We start from the raw sequence: 19,151 nt of genomic DNA, 5'->3' as shown, positions 1-19,151 counted from the left end.
TGATCAAAATACTTACACGATAACGGGGTTTGCTCAAGGGAGCAGATCCCGTTATTCATTAATGGAGATAGTTCCATACTGAAACTTTGCTGACGGACGTTTGTTCACATAAAATCCTAGTTCTTCAAACAATGGTGAGTTGTAGTGTTCCTTAAGGATGACTCTGCCTTTTGCAACTCTTACTGCCTCTCCGACTGTCTCTTTATCGATCCGCTGATATACCGCCCATTTGCGCAATGTACTGATACCAGCTGAGTCTTCAATTGGCTCCTCAAACATTGGATCAAAGTAAACTGTATCAAAGCTGTTATCCTCCAATGACTTCAAATAGTCGATTGCCCTGCTGTGCACGACTTCAATTCTCTTCATTGCCGCATCCATCTCCATGACTCCAGAATCCCACACTTTTAAACCTTGTTTAACCAAGTATGAAATAGGCAGGCTTGCTTCAATCCCTTTAACTTCTCCTTCCATCCCGACCGTGTGACTAGCAATGATACTGTCAGAACCCATGCCCAAGGTGCAGTCGAGGAAGCTCATTCCCTTCTTTAATCCCGCGGCTTCTGCAAAAGTATCTCTTTCTCCCTTAAGAATCCTTTTCATGCGGAAGGAGGCTGAATTGGGATGAAAGAAAAAAGGCTGGTCAGAATTCAGTGAAAATAATTCCATACGCTCTTTTCCAACGACTAAGATATCCTGTTCATATTTCTCCTTCAGCCACTTTACTGTTTTCTTTTCTCTACTGATGTAAGAGAGGTTCAATTCATCTGCCGTTTTTAACGCTTTTTCAATCATTTCGTTAGTTGTTCTGCCTGCCGTTGTAACCAACAAAGCTGTTTCCACCTTTCCTTTAAGCCATAATAGAAAATCCAGGAGGAAGGAATTATTCATTCCATCCACCTGGATTCATTGCGTTTATTTCTGTGTTTTTTCAAGCCCAGTTTGGATTTCAGACATAATTTCTTCAATAGAATGATCTTCAATATTGTCGCGAGGGATGAAGTGGATAACTTCCTTGCCCTTCATGACAGCCATTGATGGAGATGAAGGCTCGTATCCTGTAAAGTATTCCCGCATCTTCGCCGTTGCTTCCTTATCCTGTCCGGCAAAGACCGTAAGCAGCTGATCAGGCTGTTTTTCGCTGTTCAATACAGATTGAGTGGCCGCCGGTCGTGCAAGCCCCGCTGCACATCCACAGACAGAATTCACGACAATCAATGAAATCCCTTCAGATTGTTCCATTGTCTGCTCCACTTCTTCTGCTGTTACTAATTCCTTGAATCCCGCTTGTGTTAATTCTGTCCTCATCGGCTTGACTACTTGTTTCATATATTCTTCATATGCCATTGACATGTTTATCCATCTCCTTTTACTTTTTCTGTTTCTTTAACTATTGAGCTGGTCTGTATGCTCTTCTTCTCAAGTGTATGCTTTTACAATGTACACCATTATGATTTGATCATCTTTTTGGGTGGGTAACGAGCCTTTTACTGTTTTCGCGCTTCTGTCATCTGCTTCCACACAGAACCTTTGGCAGCCTCTCCGCCTTCAATTCTTTCAATAGCCATTCTGACCTGAAGCTTGACTTCAAATTCGGGATCATCTTCGGCAGCTTTCAAAACAGGCAGTATGCTTTCATCTCCTGCTTCATATAGGAACATGGCCGCACGCCACCGCACAAGCTTATTTTTATCCTGAAGGGCGTCCGCCATTTCATTCATTGCCTCTTTAAAACCGAGGTCTGAGAGACAGTCTCCTGCGGTTCTTCTGACTGTCACGGTCTTGTCTTTCAACCCTTTATATAATAAAGGAAGCACCATTTTGTCCTCGATCATTCCCACATATACGACAGCCAGCCTGCGGATGGAAGCTTTTTCATCATTCAATGCTTTCTCAAGAAGAGGCAAGTCTTCCAGCTCAGGATCCTTCATGCTTTCTAAAAGCTGATAGCGTGTCTGCCAATCAGGTGCATTGAAATCTTCAACGGTCACTTTCTTTCCGCCTTTACCTGACTTCTCTTCCTTGCTGTCAGGATTTTTCGCTTTCTTGACAAGTGAGTCCAGACGTTCTTGGGGGTAGGCTGCCAGAAGCTCTTCCACCACGCTCTCCCCGATTTCTTCCAGTTCACCATAGCGGGCGCCTTGGTCTTTCCATTTTCTAAGGAGAACCACATTATCTCCTTCCATTTGTGCATCGCTTACAGCCTTAACGAACTGTTCCGGCATGGAAAAGCGTTTTTCCTCCGAATCAGTTGAAAGCTTCACCTGCATGGGAATTCCTTTGAATTCCTGTACACTGACAGCGACTTCCCCAAAATGGTCATCAGCTTGCAATGATTCACTATGAGCTTCTGAATCTTCTCCGAATGCTTTTCTTACTCGGGGAAGAAGCTCCTGCCAGTCAAATTTAGCATTCCTTTCAACAGCCAGGAAGTCGGCAACATGATAGACACCTTTAATTCCTTCAATCTCCAGGATATCTTTAATTCTCTTAGGTGCCGAATCCGCATCCTCTTTTTTATAGTTATTGCTTTTGCCGCCAGCCATTTCTTCATCTAAAATGATTTTCATTGTATTTGGGCTTGGCGTTGGTTCTATGGATTTGATCCTCATGAACTTGACCCCTTTCTCCGTCATAATTATCTATAGTTTAACATAGACAGAATAGGTTTCTAATGAATGTGCTTAATCCTCCGCAATTTCAGAAAGGTAGGACCAGCGTTCAATTAAATGTTCCAGGGATGTATTATACTGATCGATTTCTTCCATTAGTTTCTGTGCTCTTTCAAAATTGCTTCCGACCGCTTCAAGTGAAGCTTGGGCCTCAGCAAGCTTTTCTTCCGTATCCGCGATTTTGTCATCGATTGCTTCCCATTCCCTTTTCTCGTTATAATTCATCCGCTTTTTTTTCTCAGAAGCAGGCTTTGCAGCTGGCTTTTCTGAAGGCTTCTTTTCTTTCACTTCCGCTTTCTCATCCGTTTTCTGGGCAAGATACTCAGAGTATTCTCCTAAATAGGTCCCGATATGACCGCTTCCTTCAAATACGAGAAGCTGCTCTGCCGTTTTATCAAGAAAATAACGATCATGGGAGACCGTAATGACTACACCTGAAAAATCCATAATATAGTCCTCAAGAACGGTCAATGTTTCTGTGTCAAGATCATTGGTAGGCTCATCGAGCAGAAGTACATTCGGCTTGGTCATTAATAATTTCAACAAGAAAAGCCTTCGTTTTTCTCCTCCTGAAAGCTTTCTGATCAGCGTTCCATGACTGTGCATCGGAAACAGGAAACGTTCGAGCATGCTTGCGGCCGATATTTGGTCTCCGCTGTCAGTTGTAATTACTTCCGCGGATTCCCTGATATATTCAATCATTCTTTTATTTTCGTCCATCTCTTCATGGCCCTGAGTGTAATAAGCAATCTTCACTGTCTGCCCCTGGTTCAAAACACCAGAATCGAGTTCGTCGGTGCCAGCTAGAATATTAAGGAATGTCGATTTTCCGCTTCCGTTTCTGCCGACAACCCCAATTCGATCGCCAGGCTTAATCAAGTAATTGAATCTGTCGAGAATAATCTGTCCCGGGTAGCTTTTTACCGCATCCTTAAATTCAAAAACCTGCTTGCCCAGACGGCTCCCTGAAAGAGACATATCAATTCCATCACTTGAACCTGAAGGAGACATGTCCTCTTCCAGATTTTCAAAACGCTGAATCCTCGCCTTCTGCTTGGTCGTCCGTGCTTTGGCACCACGTCTCATCCAGGCTAACTCCCTGCGATAGAGATTCTTTTGCTTTTCAGCCATATGTTTTTCTTGTTCACTTCTTTCGGCCTTCGCCTCAATGAATGCCTGGTAATTTCCTTTATAGGAGTAAAGGCTGCCTCCATCAAGTTCAAAGATCCGGTTAGTGACGCGGTCCAGAAAATATCTATCGTGTGTGACAACCAGCACAGCGCCCTGATACCTTGACAGGTAATCCTCAAGCCACTTAATTGACTGATAATCGAGATGGTTGGTAGGCTCGTCGAGTATTAGAAGATCAGGTGTTTCAATCAACACTTGTGCAAGTGCCACACGCTTCTTCTGGCCCCCCGAAAGCTCACCGACCTTTTTAGAAAACTGCGAAATGCCGAGTTTAGTCAACACTGCCTTTGCATTGGCGTTGGCATCCCAAGCATTATGGATTTCCATCTGCCTTTGCGCCTCAAATAATACTTCCTGATTGCGCTGGCTTTCAGGGTTTTCTTCTAACTGGAGCAGGGCAGTTTCGTAATCACGCATAACCTTGATAACCGCGGCATCGCTTCGGAACACCTGGCTTAGTACGGTTAATGCAGGATCAAGATCTGGCTCCTGAGACAAATATGAAATCACATAATCATTCGGCTTGGTCATATCTCCACTATCTGCTTCATCCCAGCCTGCAATAATTTTCAAAAGGCTTGATTTCCCAGTTCCGTTAACTCCTATCAGCCCAGCTCTCTCTTTATCTGTTATTGTAAAGCCTATATTCTTGAAAAGGGTTTTCTCCCCGTAGGATTTTGTAATATTTTCAACTGTTAACATCCTCATTGCTGACCATTCCATTCTTTGTAAAATTGCTTAAGAAAAAGTTCCATAAACTGATGGCGTTCTTCTGCGACCTCTTTTCCAGTCTCTGTGCACATCTTATCCTTTAAGAGAAGCAGCTTCTCATAAAAATGATGTATGGTAGATGATTGCCCATTACGGTATTCATCATGTGTCATATTCTCTCTTACTGAGAGTCCAGGGACATAGATCGGATTGCCTTTTTTACCTCCATAAGCAAAGGTCCTGGCAATACCGATGGCACCGACCGCATCCAGCCTGTCTGCATCCCTGACTGCTTTCGCTTCCAGGGTATCCAGTGTGCCCTCTTGACCGCCGCGATAGGAAATCACCGATATAATATCTAGAATCTTTTCTTTTTCTTCATTATGTAATTCTATACTATTCAGTACTCTATGTAACTTATCCTGCCCCTCCTGTTCACTTTCATTAAGCTTATCATCTGCCACATCATGCAGCAGAGCAGCGGCCTCTATCCTATCAAGGTGGCAGCTTCCTTCATTTCTTCCTATATATAATGCAAGGTTTCTTACTCTGTCTATATGGTACCAGTCATGTCCGCTTGAGTCCCCGGCATGAATTTCTTTCACTAGCTCTTCCAGAAGTTTGAGGTTGTTTTTCATGGAGGGTTCCTCCTTTTAAAAAGATAAGAAATTACGTTATTGATCGAAAATCAGGCAGCCTTTTGAATCCAGTTTCAGCACCCAAGAGTTCTTCTTAGCCTCTAGGGAGCAAATAACCTATGGAGGACATTTGCCTGTGGAAGATAAGAAGGGAACTTTTGCTTATAAATCTATTTTAACAGATTGGAGAAGTGAATTTATTGGTACTCTGATTATTGACCAAGGAGAGATTAGGAGACAATTGAATAGACCCTTCTTGGGCCTGGAAAAATATTTTTTCTGTAAAACTCTGGAGCATTAAATCGTATGGATTATTACTCTTGGTACAACTCTCTTTTCATAAAGGATGGGAGATTTTTTCGAATGACCAAGCCATTCTTCTTAGCTTCCTGATTTAATGGTCCGTTTCCCGGCTAATCGTGCCATTTTCTTCATCGCGTACTGACTTAATGGTACGTTTCCCGGCTAATCGTGCCATTTTCTTCTTAGCTTCCTGACTTAATGGCACTTTTCCCGGCTGCCAGATCTTCTGCTTCTTGTTTAGAAGGTTATCTTTGTTAATAAAGACGTTATCATCCTTATATAGGTTAGCACCTCAGCCCCGACAGGCAAATGTTCCAAAGTAAAAAAAGGCGGTCTCTGTCTTTCCTTTTGGGTTATTTGACCCCGAAGAGCTGGACGTGGATAACATAGTCAAAATTTGTCCACAAAGATTAATTTTTATTAAGTACAAAAAAAAGAAGAGGGAACCTTCCCTCCACATTACTGAGCAAACCAGCTGATTCCCAATGTGTTTTCCCCTGCATGAACCCCGATGACAGCACCTAGTTCATGCGAGGAGAAGTCAATATCAGGGTACTTTGCTGAAAGGCCGGTAATCCAGGAATCCGCTTCTTCTTTATTCGATCCATAAAGAATATAAACTTCTTTGATTTTTTTGTGCAAAAGCACTTCATTTAAATAGTCTTTCATCCTGCTGTAGCCTTTTACTGTGCTTCTTACCTTTTCCTCTACTTCGAGTTTTCCATCTTTTATCGCCAGGATCGGTTTAATTTTCAAGACAGAACCCAGAAAAAAAGATACTCCGTTCATTCTCCCGCTTTTATTAAGTTGTTCCAGGCTGCCTACCATGACATACGTTTCACCGGAATCGATTTTGGACAATAAGAGCTCTTCAATTTCAGAAGGACTCTTACTTTTTTTCCACGCATCGATACCTTCCTCTATCAGCTTTGTCAGAGGGTAGGATAAGATTTTGGAATCAATGACGGTCACAGGTATATCCACAAGCTGTGCTGCCTGGCGTGCAGAAGAAATGGTTCCGCTGAAAGCTGCTGACACATGTATGGAAAAAATATGGTCATACTTCTCTTGAAGTTTTGAGTAAAGTTCCTTGAATACTCCGATAGATGGCTGGGAAGTTTTCGCATCGGTGCCGTTTTCCTTTAACAAGTGAAATAGTTCTTGAGGAAATAAGTCGACCCCGTCCTTGTACTCCTTGCCCCCAATCAATATGTTCATTGGCACCACGAATACATTATTCAATTCATCCAACTTTTCAGTCCTGCATGCAGTACTGTCGGTCACCCACGCTATCTTCATCATCCTCATCCCCCTCACTCTATATGTATGTCCATGCACTATTTATCTATGAACTTAATTAGAATAATTTCAGCAATGAATTCTCTATATGCAGGACAACTTCCTCCAAATCATCCACCATTTCTTCTGTAATGATCCGGTTAAAATCAATAATTGCCTGGTGGAAGGAGGGATGGAGGGTGGAAGTCACTTCCCTCCATTCAATTTTCCGGCGTTCCCCCCACCATTCTTCCATGCCTGAGATGAAGGTTTCTGGAAATGGGCTTCCTTCTGATTCATATAGAACTTGAAGCCTTGCCCCCGGTTCACCTCCATACTCAGGAAAAGCTTCTGCATTCCATTCCTTTGCACCTGCAGACAGGGTGACCGTCACTGTGATGTCCTCTTTAACAGGATTGCAAAGGGTAAGAGAATACCTCCTGGCTAAGCTTGCCAAATCGACAATATCCTCTCTATTTACCACCTTGAGCGATCCTAATAATTCGAGTTCATAAAGAGCTCCCTGGAGGACCACTTTAAGGTTTTCATAGGCTGTAGGATCAAACACTGCTCTTTTCTCCTTTCGTGTCCGACTTAATAAAGTCCGCTCACATTTCCTTTTTCGTCTACGTCCATCCCATAAGCTGCAGGGGTTTTGGGAAGGCCCGGCATTGTCATGACTTCGCCAGTCAAAGCAACGATGAACCCTGCACCTATCTTGGGCCTGAGCTCCCTGATGTGTATGGAGAAATCTCTTGGTCTTCCCATTTTTTTCGCATCATCGGAAAGTGAATATTGGGTTTTAGCCATACACACAGGCAGCTGCCCCCACCCATTACCTTCAATTTCTTTAAGCTGTCTTTCTGCTTTTCCAGAAAACTCAACGGCACCCGCTCCGTAAACATTGTAAGCGACCGTTTTGATTTTATCTTCAACGCTTACCTGATTGTCATACAATCTTTTAAAAGACTTCCGGCCATTGGCGATGACATCGATCACTTTGTGAGCTAAATCCTCTCCGCCTTTTCCCCCGTTTTCCCATACTTCGGTCAGCGATACAGCTGCCCCATGGCTTTCACACCAGTTCATAAGAAAAGATAGTTCCGCCTCTGTGTCCGTGATGAACTTATTAACAGCTATGACATAAGGAACTCCGAACAGGCTGATGGTTTCCATATGTTTCTGAAGGTTCTCTAATCCTTTTTCAAGTGCAGGCAGATTCTCTTGAGATAAATCCTTCTTGTTCTGCCCTCCATGCATCTTCAGCGCACGTACAGTTGCTACCAGCACTACTGCATCCGGGCTGGTTCCAAGTGCTGAGGTTTTGATGTTCATGAATTTTTCTGCCCCTAAATCAGCTCCAAAGCCGGATTCTGTCACCACATAATCTGAAAGTTTCAAAGCAGTGCGTGTAGCAATGACAGAGTTGCAGCCATGAGCGATGTTAGCAAAAGGACCGCCATGAACAAGAGCTGGTGTATGCTCAATAGTCTGTACAAGGTTGGGTTTCATGGCGTCCTTCAGCAGCATGGTGAGTGCTCCTGCTACTCCAAGCTGCTGAACGGTGACTGGTTCCTTACGGGTGTTATAAGCGATCACCATGCTGCCAAGGCGGTTTTTTAAATCATCAAGGTCATTCGCCAGGCATAGAACGGCCATGATTTCAGATGCGACCGTTATGTCAAATCCATCTTCTCTCGGCACCCCCTGGACTGGGCCTCCCAATCCAATGACAATCTGTCTTAAAGCGCGGTCATTCATGTCGAGCGCACGTTTCCAGGTGATTCTTCTCTGATCTATTTCAAGTTCATTTCCCTGGTGAATATGATTATCGATCATTGCCGCTAATGCATTATTTGCAGTAGTTATGGCATGGATATCCCCTGTAAAATGAAGATTAATATCTTCCATCGGAAGAACCTGCGCATATCCACCGCCTGCCGCTCCGCCTTTGACACCCATTGTCGGTCCTAATGAAGGTTCCCTGAGAGCGATCATTGTTTTTTTATTGATTGAATTCAGAGCATCGCCAAGCCCTACGGTTACAGTTGATTTTCCTTCTCCGGCTGGTGTGGGATTAATGGATGTAACCAGTATCAGCTTCCCATCCTGTTTGTCCTGCAGGTTATTCAACACCTCAAACGATAATTTCGCTTTGAATTTTCCGTACAGTTCTATATCCTCTTCCTGAAGACCGAGGGATCCTGCTATATCCAAGATAGGAAGCATTTCAGCCTTCTGGGCTATTTCAATGTCTGATAGAAATTTCTTTTTATTTTGTTCCATTTTCATTCCTCCTGAAATCTTAAAGCATCGCATAAATCTTTTTAACCTATGTAACTTTTACAAAAATGGCTTAGTTCCTTCATATACACTTTACAAATTCTTTGTAACCTATTTTTATAGGATACCATTTTTTCTTTATAATGAGGGGGCTCTGTTTGTGCATAATAAAATGACGATTTTGATATTGACTGCCCATTACGGTGAAGGACATGTCCAGACTGCTCAAACGCTTGCTGATACATTCATTGAGAAAGGTGTGCAAAATGTCCATGTTTGTGATCTATACGGGGAAGCTTATCCGGCAATCCATAGCTTTGCACAAACTCTGCTGAAGAAAAGTTTTTCAAGATTAGGAGCTCCCTTGTATAAAGTGTTCTATTACGGCACAGATAAGCTGTCAGCCAAGGGGCTTTCATACTTCTACCAACACCTTGGAAAGAAAAGACTCATTGAATTACTCCAAGCATACCGCCCGGATATTATCATTACTACTTTTCCTATGCATGCAGGGGCCTATCTGCGTTCACGTCCGGCATTCAACATACCGACATACACCGTCATCACTGATTATTGTGCCCACCCTTTATGGACCCATCCCTTGATTGATCAGTATTATGTCGCCTCACAACAGGTTAAAAATACCCTTACCAGTTTCGGAGTGAACGAGAATCGAATCGGAGTGACAGGCATACCTATCCGAAAAGGATTTAGCCACCCTCCTGATCGGTCAATGGAAACCTTCAAGAAATTCGGCCTGGATCACACTAAAAAAACAGTTGTTATTGCTGGTGGTGGACTAGGTCTTCTGCCCGATATAGATGAAATCTCTAAAGGGCTGAATACGCGCAGCATCCAAATTGTCCTCGTCACCGGAAGGAATAGTGAATTAAAAAATCAACTTTCGGATGTTTATAGATCCTACGGAAATATCAAAGTCTTAGGCTATGTCGATAACATACTTGAACTCATGTCTGTAACTGACTGCCTCGTCACCAAGCCTGGCGCTATCACTCTTACAGAAGCCGCTTCATTGAATATACCGGTTATCTTAGTAAGCCCGAATCCAGGACAGGAGACTGAAAATGCACGCTACTTTGCCAGTAAAGGCGCAGCCGTCATAGCCTCAAAAGCCGATTCCATATCGAAATATGTTTCCTCCATTCTTTCTGATGAAGTTCTCAGACAGCAGTTTGCCAAAGGATACCAATCTATTTATAAAAGAGGAGCAGCCTTGAAGATCGCGGATGATATCCTTGAACGAAATGTTCATCTTCGTCAACAAAAAGGAGCCAACTAATATGGATACACTGACTCATGTGATCATCGGTGGTGGAATTGCATCCTTAAGCATGCTGGATCCTGTTATAGCTGAATCAGGAATCACTCCACTCATTTATGCATCTTGTATACTCGGCTCTAATGCTCCTGATCTTGATTACTTATACAAGATAAAAGGAAAAAGTTCTTATTACCGTAACCATAGAGGTTTTTCGCATTCCCTTCCCATGATACTGGTATGGACACTATTGATTTCCTTGCTTTTTGCTCCATTGGCTTCTCCTGTGTTTCTGTTCCATATAGCCTTTTGGATATATCTATCTGTACAATTTCATGTTATTTCTGATGTTCTCAATATACATGGAACACAGGCTCTGCGTCCTTTTTCAGCAAAATGGGTGTCCCTTGATGCCATCCCCCTCTTTGACTTTTTTATCATAGCCATTCATGCAGCAGGATTCATTGCGATTGGATTGGGGGAACCACCCGGTGAAACCTTCCTTATTGTTTATGGGGTTCTGGCGGTTTATTTTGGCATGAGATTGCTGGTCTCTTTTTCAGTCAAAAAACATCTGAATGCTCATTTCAAGAACGCAGGAAGAATAAAAATCATTCCATCAATGAATTTATGGAGTTTTCATGTCATCATTGAAACAGAAAAAGATTTTATTCTCGGGCAGTACACACTCGGTAATCTTGTCATTGAAACTATAATGAGTAAATCCTTAGAAATAGATAGCAGCGTGCAGGTTTCCTTGCAAGATGAAGAAATTACCGATTTTCTTTTCAGTACACCGTTTGTACTGCCGAAAGTTGTACACCGAAAGAACAGGATTGAAGTCAGGTGGATCGATTTGCGTTTCAGGAAAAAACTTTTCTTTCCCTTCATGGCAGTATTTGTGCTAAATAAATCCCTTACCAGTGGAAAAGCATATGCAGGCTGGTTCCACAGCCCTTTCCACTTCAAGAAAAAGGTAAATCAGTTGAATAATGATTTATTAATGCGGCGCATAGGATGACTTATTCTATGGGCTTAGTCCTTAAACTCAAACCCCACTCCATCAAATGACGGAGCGGGGTTTTCAATGTCCGAAAAGAACATCCGGCCAATCTATAGAACTCCTTTATTGCTGCTCGGTGTAATACACTTCCTCAAATGGCTGAACCACAACAAACCCTTCTCCTTCAAACTTCATTTGTATGGATTCGCCGCTTCCTCGCCCGAAGAAGGTCTTCAAAGAGACATCTGTCACAAAATCAGGCTCAAGATCACCTGACCAAGCTACGGTAGCATTAGGGTCGGTATAGACTGGGCTGCCCGGCCTCACAATCAGTGTCAAAGGTTCGTAATGTGATGTAATAGCAACCATCCCGGTTCCCTCGATGTGTACATTGAACAAACCGCCTGCCATCATGCCCGCTACTCTTCTCATCAGTTTAATATCCCACTTCATTCCTGGCTGAAACGCCAGCAAGTCATTTCCGTTCACATAAATCGACTCATTGTTCAAATGAAGGATGGAAATTTTCTTCCCTTGATCAGCAAGATACAGTTTTCCTTGACCCGCTGCTTTCATTAAGGAAGTGCCCTCACCTGTAAATGCCTTTTTGAACATCTTGCCCAATCCGTGTTCAAGTACGCCCTCTCTCTCGAATTTGATGGAGCCTCTGTAGGAAACCATTGCGCCCATTTTCGCCCAGACATCACCATCCAGGTTAACTTCGAGCATCCTTGGTGTTTCCAATTCAAATAATCCTTCACCTTTATCTTCCTGTTGTGTCTGTTTGATAAATTCATCTATAGAAAAACGCTGTTTCATATCCGTACCTCCCGTTAGTTGTCTTGTATTCTGAACATGAATAAGGTCATGAATGATAATGCCTGTTTTAATTCAGAGGAAAGATTCTCTATATGCTTCTCAGGAACACCCTGTTTATAAACCCATATCTCGTCGTCTTTCACCATTCCACTATCAAGAGCAAGTTTTTCAAGCTCCCACGGCATCATGGTATTACAAATAACTTTTTCACCGTATAACCGGGGGAATGAGTTTTCCCTAGGGTGAGCCGTCGGACCGAGAATTCCTATGCATAACATGCCATTCTGTTTCACAAGTCCTTTAACTTCCTTCAATGCGTGAAGAGGATTTTCTGTCCATTCCAAAGAATTAATCATCATGACTGCGTCAAATTCTTCTTTCTCAAAGGGAGGCTTCGAAAGGTCTCCCTGAATAAAACTTAATCCGTCCTTTTCTTGCTTTTTGGCGATTTCAACCATTTTTTCTGACAAGTCCATCCCTGTCACTTTATACCCCTTTTCATACAGTAAATAGGAGCCAAATCCATCTCCGCAGCCTAAGTCGGCTACCTTGCTGCCTTCCGTTAGATGTTTTACCATGAACGGTATAATCTCTTTCCTGCTGCCCTCTGTCCACATGTTCACACTTCTGCTATGCCAGTTTCCTGCATTGTTATTCCAGCGCTCTTGCGCACTATGATGCCATTCATTCTTTTTCACTGTCTGTCACCTGCTTTGCCATTAAGGTATGTAAGTAAATTTCCCATCACTACTCTTTTCTCAATAGATTTCCAAAATCCTTCTTTTCGCGCCTTCTTTCTTGGGTGTTATTTTTCTCTGATTGGCCATATGCAGCCGATAGGGAGAAAGAGGCGTCCTCAAGCAACCATCTCTAAGTCAAACAGCATGCTCCGGGCAATTTCCAAAACCCCCTTTTAAATTTGCTTTTTTTGACCATACTAGGTGTGAAAATAATTTAAAGGATGGGTAAACGATGGAGGAAATCACAAAGATTCAAAGGAAACATGACGGACAGATCATCAGTTTTCAGACCTCGTCAGGGAGGATCATCTCCTATCAAAAGGCTTTGATGGAGGCTCAAGAAGGAAGTTTAACCGGAGTCAGCTTCGGACTTGATGAAGATGGAATGACCCATTTATCGAGCAGCGTAGACGGTGATACAGGATTTTCCGATTTGCCGGAGATTTTTTGAGTATCAAGTACAATAATGTTCTTGGTACTCATTGAACAGGGATGGGAGAGGAAGGTTTTCAGCTGCTGCATGACTAGCGGGGTGAGCATGGGAGAACTGCCTTCAGTCCCCAGAGTCATGCACCCTTCTTTCCCAGGCTCTATTCGCCATTTATACTAAAATTTGATTAATCATCGCCATTAGTCAGATGAAATAAAAGAAATAAGCAGCTTTGTTGTTTAGAGAATACACCCTTCTTAGCATCCGAGAATACCCGAAAGCAGAAAACTAAGCGGGACCAGCCCTTAACGAAGAGTGTGATCAAAAAGAGGACGATTTAGGAAATCGTCCTCTTTTCATTCGTTTTCATTTTTAGCCTGTATATCCTTTAAGCTTTTAAGGAGCTCATCATTTTCCTCGAAAAGCTGTACAAGATCTCCGATTCTGTCGATCGAATCCCAGCTTAAATGATGTTCTATTCCTTCAACATCCTCATAAATATTTTCTTCTTTCACACCGATAATATTTAAGAATTGTTCCAGGAGCTCATGCCTGAAAACCAGTCTTTTTCCGATCTTGGTTCCCTTGGCAGTCAATACAAGCCCCCGGTATTTTTCATATACAAGATAATCATCTTTATCTAACTTCTGTACCATCTTGGTTACTGAGGAGGGATGGACAGACAGGGCATCAGCTATATCTGAAACTCTGGCGTATCCTTTATTATCGATCAGTAAATAGATCTGTTCTATATAATCTTCCATACTTGGCGTTGGCATATCGAACCCTCCACATTGGTAAAATATCATTAAAAGTTTACTATAGATGCTTCTTGAATACAACCGCAAGTGACAAAGGCCTTGTTTCTTAACACCTGAAGTGAGACCTTTACCGCCATTTTCCTAGGGTAAAAGGAAATAGATGAAAACGTTTAAATTTTCTCACAAAATCTTCGCTAACTTCCTTGACTCATTGGAACACCGTATTGTATATTTAAGACATCATTTACAGAATTCTATGTCTTCTTCTGATGAGACTGACAAAAGGTTCTTATAATGATAATATTTCCAAGAGCACAAGAATGTGCTTGAAAGATTTAGGAGGAACAGTATTATGCAAAACGGTAAAGTAAAATGGTTCAATAACGAAAAAGGTTTTGGATTCATCGAAGTAGAAGGCGGAGACGATGTATTTGTTCATTTCACTGCTATCCAAGGTGAAGGTTTCAAATCATTAGAAGAAGGTCAGGAAGTTTCTTTCGAAATCGTAGAAGGCAACCGCGGACCTCAAGCTGCTAACGTAACTAAATTATAATTTCGACTATTATAGATAGTAAAGGAAGCTGTATTGGCAGCTTCCTTTTTTATTTTCTCCAAGAATAAAAATATAAAAAAGAAGCTTGTTTAAAGCTTCTTTGCACTGCCCTTCTAAGTTAAGTTCTTTCCCAATTCCTTGATCTCCTGGCCGACTGTGCATTTTTCTATGCAAAAGCGATGAGCGTAGGTTTTGCCATGCTCCTTTCTGAAGTGTGCTTTCAACAGACAGTCCTCACAGTATGTGGCATGAATTTCGTCCAGTTTTCCAATGACTTGAGTTCGTTCCACGTTCATCACCTTTCTTCTATGCCGTACTTAATATTTAGAGTGGCTGTGGATAAATGTATCCTGCAGCGCTTGATTTGCCAAATGATCTGCTTCTTTATTTTCTTTCCGGCCAATTGCCTCATAGACAGGCCTGATGCCAAGTGATTTAATTTTTGTTTCAATGCGGTCGAGCCAATTATTCAATGATTCTTCATAGCAGGGCCATTCTCCTTCAAGCTGTTTCAATACCACCTGTGAATCCCCTTTTATCACACAAGGTACGTGGTGAACACCTAGTTCTTCGAGCAGACCCATGCAGGAATAAAGAGCAGCATATTCAGCTTCATTATTATTATCAATCTCGAGAAGTTTTTCGTTCTTCCTGATTCTGAAATCCTCCCCGCCTTTTTGATAGTATATCACCATCCCAAGACCGGCAAGCGCATTTTCTTTATCGTATCCGCCATCAAAATAAACTGTAATATCTTCTGGTTCCTGTTCGAGCTCTTCATTCAATTTAAGAAACTCTTTTCTGCTCCACTCATTCTCCATTTCATCGCGGATAATGATATTCTTCGCTCTCCCCGTTCTCATTAGGTCTTCAATTAAATAATCCACAAATTTCCTATTCATCCAATCAGATTCAAATGTGATCTTCTCCGGAATCTTTCCGTTGTAATTCCAAATCACTTTCATTTTCATGGGTTCCCTCTCCTTTCAGTCTTCCTATTTGTCCGATTTGTCTTAACTATGTATAATGTACAAGGTCTTTTTATTTTAGCTCTTTTCGTAAACTTTGTTGCTATCTGATTCTAATTCCAAAAAAACTATTCATTAATTACCTTAATAACCTGGTAATCATGAAAAGAAAAGAGCTGCTTTTAACGCTTAGAGAAAAATCCCTTAATATCCAGGGACATCCGAAAGCAACAATCTATGCGAAAACAGCTATATTTTATTAGTGCGTATTTAGTCTGCTTTGCGTTAAGAATATATACTATTGATTGTTTATAGTATATGCATTAATTCACTATAATTACAGGGAGATGCTGTTATGTTTAATGAATGGTTTGGACTTTTATTTATTCTTGTCAATTTCATCCTTGTCCTGGCAATGTACCGGATGTTCGGAAAGACCGGCCTCTTTGTCTGGATAGGCGTCTCAACTATATTAGCCAATTTACAGGTCATTAAAACCATCGAGGTTTTCGGGCTGACCGCCACCCTCGGAAATGCTATGTACGGGACCGCCTTCCTCGTCACCGATATACTGAATGAGAAGTACGGGAAAAAAGAGGCGCAAAAAGCGGTTTGGCTTGGCTTCTTCACATTATTGACGATGACGATCATCATGCAGCTGGCTCTGCTCTTCGAACCTCATCCTGATGACTTTGCACAGGGCTCACTGGAAACAGTCTTCGGCATGATTCCGCGAATCGCTTTAGGAAGCCTTGGCGCCTACCTGGTAAGCCAATTTGCGGATGTTTATATTTTTGCATTTCTAAAGAAAAAATTCCCAAGGGACTCCCAATTCTGGATTCGCAATAATGGAAGCACCATGATCAGCCAACTGCTTGATACTCTTGTGTTCACCTCTATTGCCTTTTTAGGCGAATTTCCTTTTGAGGTATGGATACAAATTGCTTTCACGACTTATTTATTAAAATGGATTGTGTCAGTTATCGATACTCCCTTTGGCTATTTGGCGAAAAGGATCTCACCAAAAGACTGATTGCTCCTGCCGCTTGGAACTTACCCTGAGTATTCAAGCGGCTTTTCTATTGCCGGGAACCATTGTTATAATTGATGTTTTTTGTACTTCTGATTAAACTAAATATAATAGTTAACATAGTCGAGGTGAAAAAATGATTGAAGTATACATAGATGGAGCGAGTGCTGGAGATCCCGGTCAAAGCGGTGCAGGAATTTTTATAAAAAATAATGGAGATAACCACTCTTATTCCATCCCATTGGGCATAAAGGAGAATCACGAAGCAGAGTTTCTTGCTTGTATTAAAGCACTACAAATCTGCAAAGAAAAAAATTACGGTGTGCTGTCTTTCCGGAGTGATTCTCAGGCAGTAGTCAATGCTGTCGAAAAAGAATTTGCAAAAAACAAAAAGTATAGGCCGCTTTTGGAACAAATTCTTCTCCTCTCAAGAGAATTTGATTTATTTTTTATTAAATGGATACCTAGTAAAGAAAACAAAAGAGCCGATGAACTTGCACGAAAAGCCATCCACTTGAACATTGAGGCTGCAGAAGAATAGAAATAAGCTGGGGGCAGACCTGTCACTGCTGGCGGTGGCATTTGTTTGGGGAACAACATTTGTTGTCATACAGAGCGCTATCTCATCACTGCCGCCGTTCACATTGAACACAGTCCGGTTTCCATGCTGGATTCTTTCTTCTCGCACTTTTGCATTTGCTTATAAAAGAAGGCTGTTCTCGCATAAATTGCTGCTTTCGGATATCCCCGGACACTAAGAATTTATCTCTTATCGAGGGAGAGTAGCTCTTTTCTTTTTCGGTGTTACCAGTTTTTCCTCCTCTTAATATGACGCTTAAACCAAATAGCTTACGTTGGGAGTATGAATCAACAATTCAAATTAAACAAAAAAGCTTGGGTTTCCCAAGCTTTTTTGTTTTGAATATTTTATTCTTGAGGATAGCTTTTTTCAGTTACTTTCTTACAGGATTAAAGACCACGCAAAAGCCCCGTGACTCAGGCCAGCAGTTTCAGGCTTTCCGCATGCTTCCAAGCGTCCTGTCTTGTCGTGATTTTGCTGGAATGCAAGGTTTCCAAAAAAGACATATAAAAGCTGTTATCGAACCCCTTTTGCGCCTTTAAAGTAATTTCAATAGCAGTATTAACAATTTCATCAGAGGCATTTAATGACCGCTTTCCAAAATATATAAAACCGATTGCATCTTCCCCGAATTTGAATCCTTTGTTCTCTAAATGAATAAGAAAGTCTTCAGTTGTTTGTTTACTGTATTTCACTATTTTCCTCACCCTGCATATTAGATTAGAACTCATTTGTATGTATTTATCTTTCCCTGACATCAGTATTTGATTTAAGCGGAAGCCCTGAAATCTGTACGCCGCTGAACGGCCGCTTCCGCTTTTGATCCCGGCCAGCTACAGTGCCCCAACGGCTAGCGTACTGCCCATCTCCTCCTTGCGATAAGTCAACATCAACTCACTTCGTTCGTTGTGTTTCCTTTATCTCATGCGGAGCTGGTACAGTCCGTACGCCGCTGAACGGGGCACTTCCGCTTTTGATTCGGCCAGCTACAGCGGCCAACGACTAGCAGATTTCGTTCTTCCTCCTTGCGATAAGTCAACATCGGATCGCTTCGCTCTCCGTGTTTCCTTTATCTCATGCGGAAGCTCTGAAATCTGTACGTCGCTGAACGGCCGCTTCTGCTTTTGATTCGGCCAGCTTCAATGCCCCAACGGCTAGCGTACTGCCCATCTCCTCCTTGCGATAAGTCAACATCAACTCACTTCGTTCGTTGTGTTTCCTTTATCTCATGCGGAGCTGGTACAGTCCGTACGCCGCTGAACGGGGCACTTCCGCTTTTGATTCTATCTTACAAAATATTTTCTTTTTTGTCTTTGTTTTTTTTCGAGGTGGAAGCTGGCTGCGCCTAGGAGGGAGCCGAAGATGGCACCGCCGACTACTTCTGCCGGCTGATGGCCCAGCATTTCTTTTAGTTTCTTTGGCTTTTCTTCAAAGGGAATGGCCCGGTTCTGGTCGGCTTTGCTTACCAGTTCGTCCAGGGAATTCACCTTTAAAGTCAGTTCACCTGTTTGCCTGCGAATCCCTTGGGCATCGTACATGACAATCAGCCCAAAAACGAAGGAAAGAGCAAAGTCGATAGTTGAAAATCCCTTTTTTAATGCTATAAAAGTGGTCAAAGAGGAAACCCCTGCTGAATGGGAGCTTGGCATCCCCCCGGTCTGAAATAACAGCATGGGATTCCATTTTCCTGTTTTGAGATAATACAATGGAATCTTTAAACCTTGAGCTGCAACAATGCTCAATAAGGCCGTAACGACTCCTCTATTCATCATGAAACGCCTGCCTCTCGTTCTAAAAGTATTTACCCCAATAGTGTGTCCAATTGATTTAATTACATTAGGCTGTATTCGCATACATTGTTGCTTTCAAAAAAAATCCCAAGACCGGATTTCCCCCATACTCTAAGGGTTTT

General features: G+C 42.2%; 22 protein-coding genes. 7 read left to right on the top strand and 15 right to left on the bottom strand.

The annotated features are described in order from the left end of the window. Window positions 1-51 precede the first annotated feature (51 nt). The 8 genes from FZC79_RS06695 to FZC79_RS06660 form a co-directional block, all read right to left on the bottom strand. Window positions 52-891 carry a class I SAM-dependent methyltransferase gene (locus FZC79_RS06695; protein ID WP_252183266.1) on the bottom strand — a complete coding sequence of 280 codons (840 nt, stop codon included), beginning with the start codon at window positions 889-891 and terminating at the stop codon, window positions 52-54. Window positions 892-915: 24 nt separating this feature from the next. Further along, window positions 916-1,353: a BrxA/BrxB family bacilliredoxin gene (locus FZC79_RS06690; RefSeq protein ID WP_148946029.1), complete on the bottom strand. Its 438-nt coding sequence runs from the start codon at window positions 1,351-1,353 to the stop codon at window positions 916-918. A 134-nt stretch (window positions 1,354-1,487) separates the two neighbouring features. After that, window positions 1,488-2,612 carry a conserved virulence factor C family protein gene (locus FZC79_RS06685; protein WP_148946028.1) on the bottom strand — a complete coding sequence of 375 codons (1,125 nt, stop codon included), beginning with the start codon at window positions 2,610-2,612 and terminating at the stop codon, window positions 1,488-1,490. A 72-nt stretch (window positions 2,613-2,684) separates the two neighbouring features. Beyond that, window positions 2,685-4,571, bottom strand: a complete 1,887-nt coding sequence (locus FZC79_RS06680) for an ABC-F family ATP-binding cassette domain-containing protein (protein WP_148946143.1) — start codon at window positions 4,569-4,571, stop codon at window positions 2,685-2,687. After that, window positions 4,568-5,212 (bottom strand): HD domain-containing protein, encoded by a 645-nt coding sequence (locus FZC79_RS06675; RefSeq protein WP_148946027.1) that lies wholly within the window; start codon window positions 5,210-5,212, stop codon window positions 4,568-4,570. Before FZC79_RS06675 ends, FZC79_RS06680 begins: the two co-directional genes overlap by 4 nt. Window positions 5,213-5,974: 762 nt before the next feature. Further along, a complete protein-coding gene (locus FZC79_RS06670) occupies window positions 5,975-6,817 on the bottom strand; it encodes a DegV family protein (protein ID WP_148946026.1) in 843 nt (280 codons plus the stop codon). A gap of 55 nt (window positions 6,818-6,872) precedes the next feature. After that, complete coding sequence (locus FZC79_RS06665) at window positions 6,873-7,361, bottom strand: hypothetical protein (protein WP_148946025.1); 489 nt, start codon at window positions 7,359-7,361, stop codon at window positions 6,873-6,875. Between the two features lie 26 nt (window positions 7,362-7,387). Next, window positions 7,388-9,079, bottom strand: coding sequence for a formate--tetrahydrofolate ligase (locus tag FZC79_RS06660; RefSeq protein WP_148946024.1), 1,692 nt, complete (start codon window positions 9,077-9,079; stop codon window positions 7,388-7,390). A gap of 157 nt (window positions 9,080-9,236) precedes the next feature. Between FZC79_RS06660 and FZC79_RS06655 the strand changes: the two genes are divergently transcribed. Both FZC79_RS06655 and FZC79_RS06650 read left to right on the top strand, forming a co-directional pair. After that, on the top strand, window positions 9,237-10,376 hold the full coding sequence (locus FZC79_RS06655; protein WP_187442662.1) for an MGDG synthase family glycosyltransferase: 1,140 nt from the start codon (window positions 9,237-9,239) through the stop codon (window positions 10,374-10,376). A 1-nt stretch (window position 10,377) separates the two neighbouring features. Next, on the top strand, window positions 10,378-11,376 hold the full coding sequence (locus FZC79_RS06650; protein ID WP_187442661.1) for a metal-dependent hydrolase: 999 nt from the start codon (window positions 10,378-10,380) through the stop codon (window positions 11,374-11,376). 105 nt (window positions 11,377-11,481) lie between these two features. Here FZC79_RS06650 and FZC79_RS06645 read toward each other — a convergent pair whose 3' ends face one another. Together FZC79_RS06645 and FZC79_RS06640 are read right to left on the bottom strand one after the other, a co-directional pair. Continuing rightward, entirely contained in the window at window positions 11,482-12,177 is a 696-nt protein-coding gene (locus tag FZC79_RS06645; RefSeq protein WP_148946021.1) for an AIM24 family protein, read from the bottom strand. A gap of 14 nt (window positions 12,178-12,191) precedes the next feature. Beyond that, window positions 12,192-12,875, bottom strand: coding sequence for a class I SAM-dependent methyltransferase (locus FZC79_RS06640; protein ID WP_148946020.1), 684 nt, complete (start codon window positions 12,873-12,875; stop codon window positions 12,192-12,194). A 274-nt stretch (window positions 12,876-13,149) separates the two neighbouring features. Between FZC79_RS06640 and FZC79_RS06635 the strand changes: the two genes are divergently transcribed. Further along, entirely contained in the window at window positions 13,150-13,368 is a 219-nt protein-coding gene (locus FZC79_RS06635; protein WP_148946019.1) for a DUF3892 domain-containing protein, read from the top strand. 335 nt (window positions 13,369-13,703) lie between these two features. Here the strand turns inward: FZC79_RS06635 and mntR are convergent, their stop codons facing one another. Beyond that, the gene (mntR, locus tag FZC79_RS06630) at window positions 13,704-14,126 is read right to left on the bottom strand and encodes a transcriptional regulator MntR (RefSeq protein WP_148946018.1); all 423 of its coding nucleotides are present in this window, start codon (window positions 14,124-14,126) and stop codon (window positions 13,704-13,706) included. Window positions 14,127-14,460: 334 nt separating this feature from the next. On the opposite strand from mntR, the gene cspD reads away from it, so the two are divergent. Further along, a complete protein-coding gene (cspD, locus tag FZC79_RS06625; protein WP_113929350.1) occupies window positions 14,461-14,661 on the top strand; it encodes a cold-shock protein CspD in 201 nt (66 codons plus the stop codon). Between the two features lie 113 nt (window positions 14,662-14,774). On the opposite strand, the gene FZC79_RS06620 is transcribed toward cspD, so the two are convergent. Then, a complete protein-coding gene (locus FZC79_RS06620; protein ID WP_148938541.1) occupies window positions 14,775-14,951 on the bottom strand; it encodes a zinc-finger domain-containing protein in 177 nt (58 codons plus the stop codon). Between the two features lie 27 nt (window positions 14,952-14,978). Further along, a complete protein-coding gene (locus FZC79_RS06615; protein ID WP_148946017.1) occupies window positions 14,979-15,632 on the bottom strand; it encodes a reverse transcriptase-like protein in 654 nt (217 codons plus the stop codon). A 352-nt stretch (window positions 15,633-15,984) separates the two neighbouring features. On the opposite strand from FZC79_RS06615, the gene FZC79_RS06610 reads away from it, so the two are divergent. From FZC79_RS06610 to FZC79_RS23975, 3 genes are all read left to right on the top strand, one after another. Continuing rightward, window positions 15,985-16,662 (top strand): queuosine precursor transporter, encoded by a 678-nt coding sequence (locus FZC79_RS06610; protein ID WP_148946016.1) that lies wholly within the window; start codon window positions 15,985-15,987, stop codon window positions 16,660-16,662. 133 nt (window positions 16,663-16,795) lie between these two features. Beyond that, entirely contained in the window at window positions 16,796-17,200 is a 405-nt protein-coding gene (locus tag FZC79_RS06605) for a reverse transcriptase-like protein (RefSeq protein ID WP_148946015.1), read from the top strand. Between the two features lie 34 nt (window positions 17,201-17,234). Continuing rightward, a complete protein-coding gene (locus FZC79_RS23975; protein WP_397541116.1) occupies window positions 17,235-17,417 on the top strand; it encodes a hypothetical protein in 183 nt (60 codons plus the stop codon). A 238-nt stretch (window positions 17,418-17,655) separates the two neighbouring features. On the opposite strand, the gene FZC79_RS06595 is transcribed toward FZC79_RS23975, so the two are convergent. Beyond that, window positions 17,656-17,970, bottom strand: coding sequence for a DUF6123 family protein (locus tag FZC79_RS06595; RefSeq protein WP_148946141.1), 315 nt, complete (start codon window positions 17,968-17,970; stop codon window positions 17,656-17,658). A 552-nt stretch (window positions 17,971-18,522) separates the two neighbouring features. Then, window positions 18,523-19,008, bottom strand: coding sequence for a divergent PAP2 family protein (locus FZC79_RS06590; protein ID WP_148946140.1), 486 nt, complete (start codon window positions 19,006-19,008; stop codon window positions 18,523-18,525). Window positions 19,009-19,151: the final 143 nt, after the last annotated feature.

Source organism: Rossellomorea vietnamensis (assembly GCF_008180615.1).
Classification (GTDB): domain Bacteria; phylum Bacillota; class Bacilli; order Bacillales; family Bacillaceae_B; genus Rossellomorea; species Rossellomorea vietnamensis_D.
Note: the sequence above shows the minus strand (reverse complement) of the source record. Positions and strands in the feature narration are given on the sequence as shown.

What these genes read in the sequence shown, in the direction of transcription:
- FZC79_RS06690 (WP_148946029.1), bottom strand. Translation starts at nt 1,353, where the DNA reads ATGTCAATGGCATATGAAGAATATATGAAACAAGTAGTCAAGCCGATG.
- FZC79_RS06645 (WP_148946021.1), bottom strand. Translation starts at nt 12,177, where the DNA reads ATGAAACAGCGTTTTTCTATAGATGAATTTATCAAACAGACACAACAG.
- FZC79_RS06615 (WP_148946017.1), bottom strand. Translation starts at nt 15,632, where the DNA reads ATGAAAATGAAAGTGATTTGGAATTACAACGGAAAGATTCCGGAGAAG.
- mntR (WP_148946018.1), bottom strand. Translation starts at nt 14,126, where the DNA reads ATGCCAACGCCAAGTATGGAAGATTATATAGAACAGATCTATTTACTG.
- FZC79_RS06650 (WP_187442661.1), top strand. Translation starts at nt 10,378, where the DNA reads ATGGATACACTGACTCATGTGATCATCGGTGGTGGAATTGCATCCTTA.
- FZC79_RS06595 (WP_148946141.1), bottom strand. Translation starts at nt 17,970, where the DNA reads ATGAGTTCTAATCTAATATGCAGGGTGAGGAAAATAGTGAAATACAGT.
- FZC79_RS06605 (WP_148946015.1), top strand. Translation starts at nt 16,796, where the DNA reads ATGATTGAAGTATACATAGATGGAGCGAGTGCTGGAGATCCCGGTCAA.
- FZC79_RS06685 (WP_148946028.1), bottom strand. Translation starts at nt 2,612, where the DNA reads ATGAGGATCAAATCCATAGAACCAACGCCAAGCCCAAATACAATGAAA.
- FZC79_RS06680 (WP_148946143.1), bottom strand. Translation starts at nt 4,571, where the DNA reads ATGAGGATGTTAACAGTTGAAAATATTACAAAATCCTACGGGGAGAAA.
- FZC79_RS06670 (WP_148946026.1), bottom strand. Translation starts at nt 6,817, where the DNA reads ATGATGAAGATAGCGTGGGTGACCGACAGTACTGCATGCAGGACTGAA.
- FZC79_RS06610 (WP_148946016.1), top strand. Translation starts at nt 15,985, where the DNA reads ATGTTTAATGAATGGTTTGGACTTTTATTTATTCTTGTCAATTTCATC.
- FZC79_RS06635 (WP_148946019.1), top strand. Translation starts at nt 13,150, where the DNA reads ATGGAGGAAATCACAAAGATTCAAAGGAAACATGACGGACAGATCATC.
- FZC79_RS06695 (WP_252183266.1), bottom strand. Translation starts at nt 891, where the DNA reads ATGAATAATTCCTTCCTCCTGGATTTTCTATTATGGCTTAAAGGAAAG.
- cspD (WP_113929350.1), top strand. Translation starts at nt 14,461, where the DNA reads ATGCAAAACGGTAAAGTAAAATGGTTCAATAACGAAAAAGGTTTTGGA.
- FZC79_RS06675 (WP_148946027.1), bottom strand. Translation starts at nt 5,212, where the DNA reads ATGAAAAACAACCTCAAACTTCTGGAAGAGCTAGTGAAAGAAATTCAT.
- FZC79_RS06660 (WP_148946024.1), bottom strand. Translation starts at nt 9,079, where the DNA reads ATGGAACAAAATAAAAAGAAATTTCTATCAGACATTGAAATAGCCCAG.
- FZC79_RS06590 (WP_148946140.1), bottom strand. Translation starts at nt 19,008, where the DNA reads ATGAATAGAGGAGTCGTTACGGCCTTATTGAGCATTGTTGCAGCTCAA.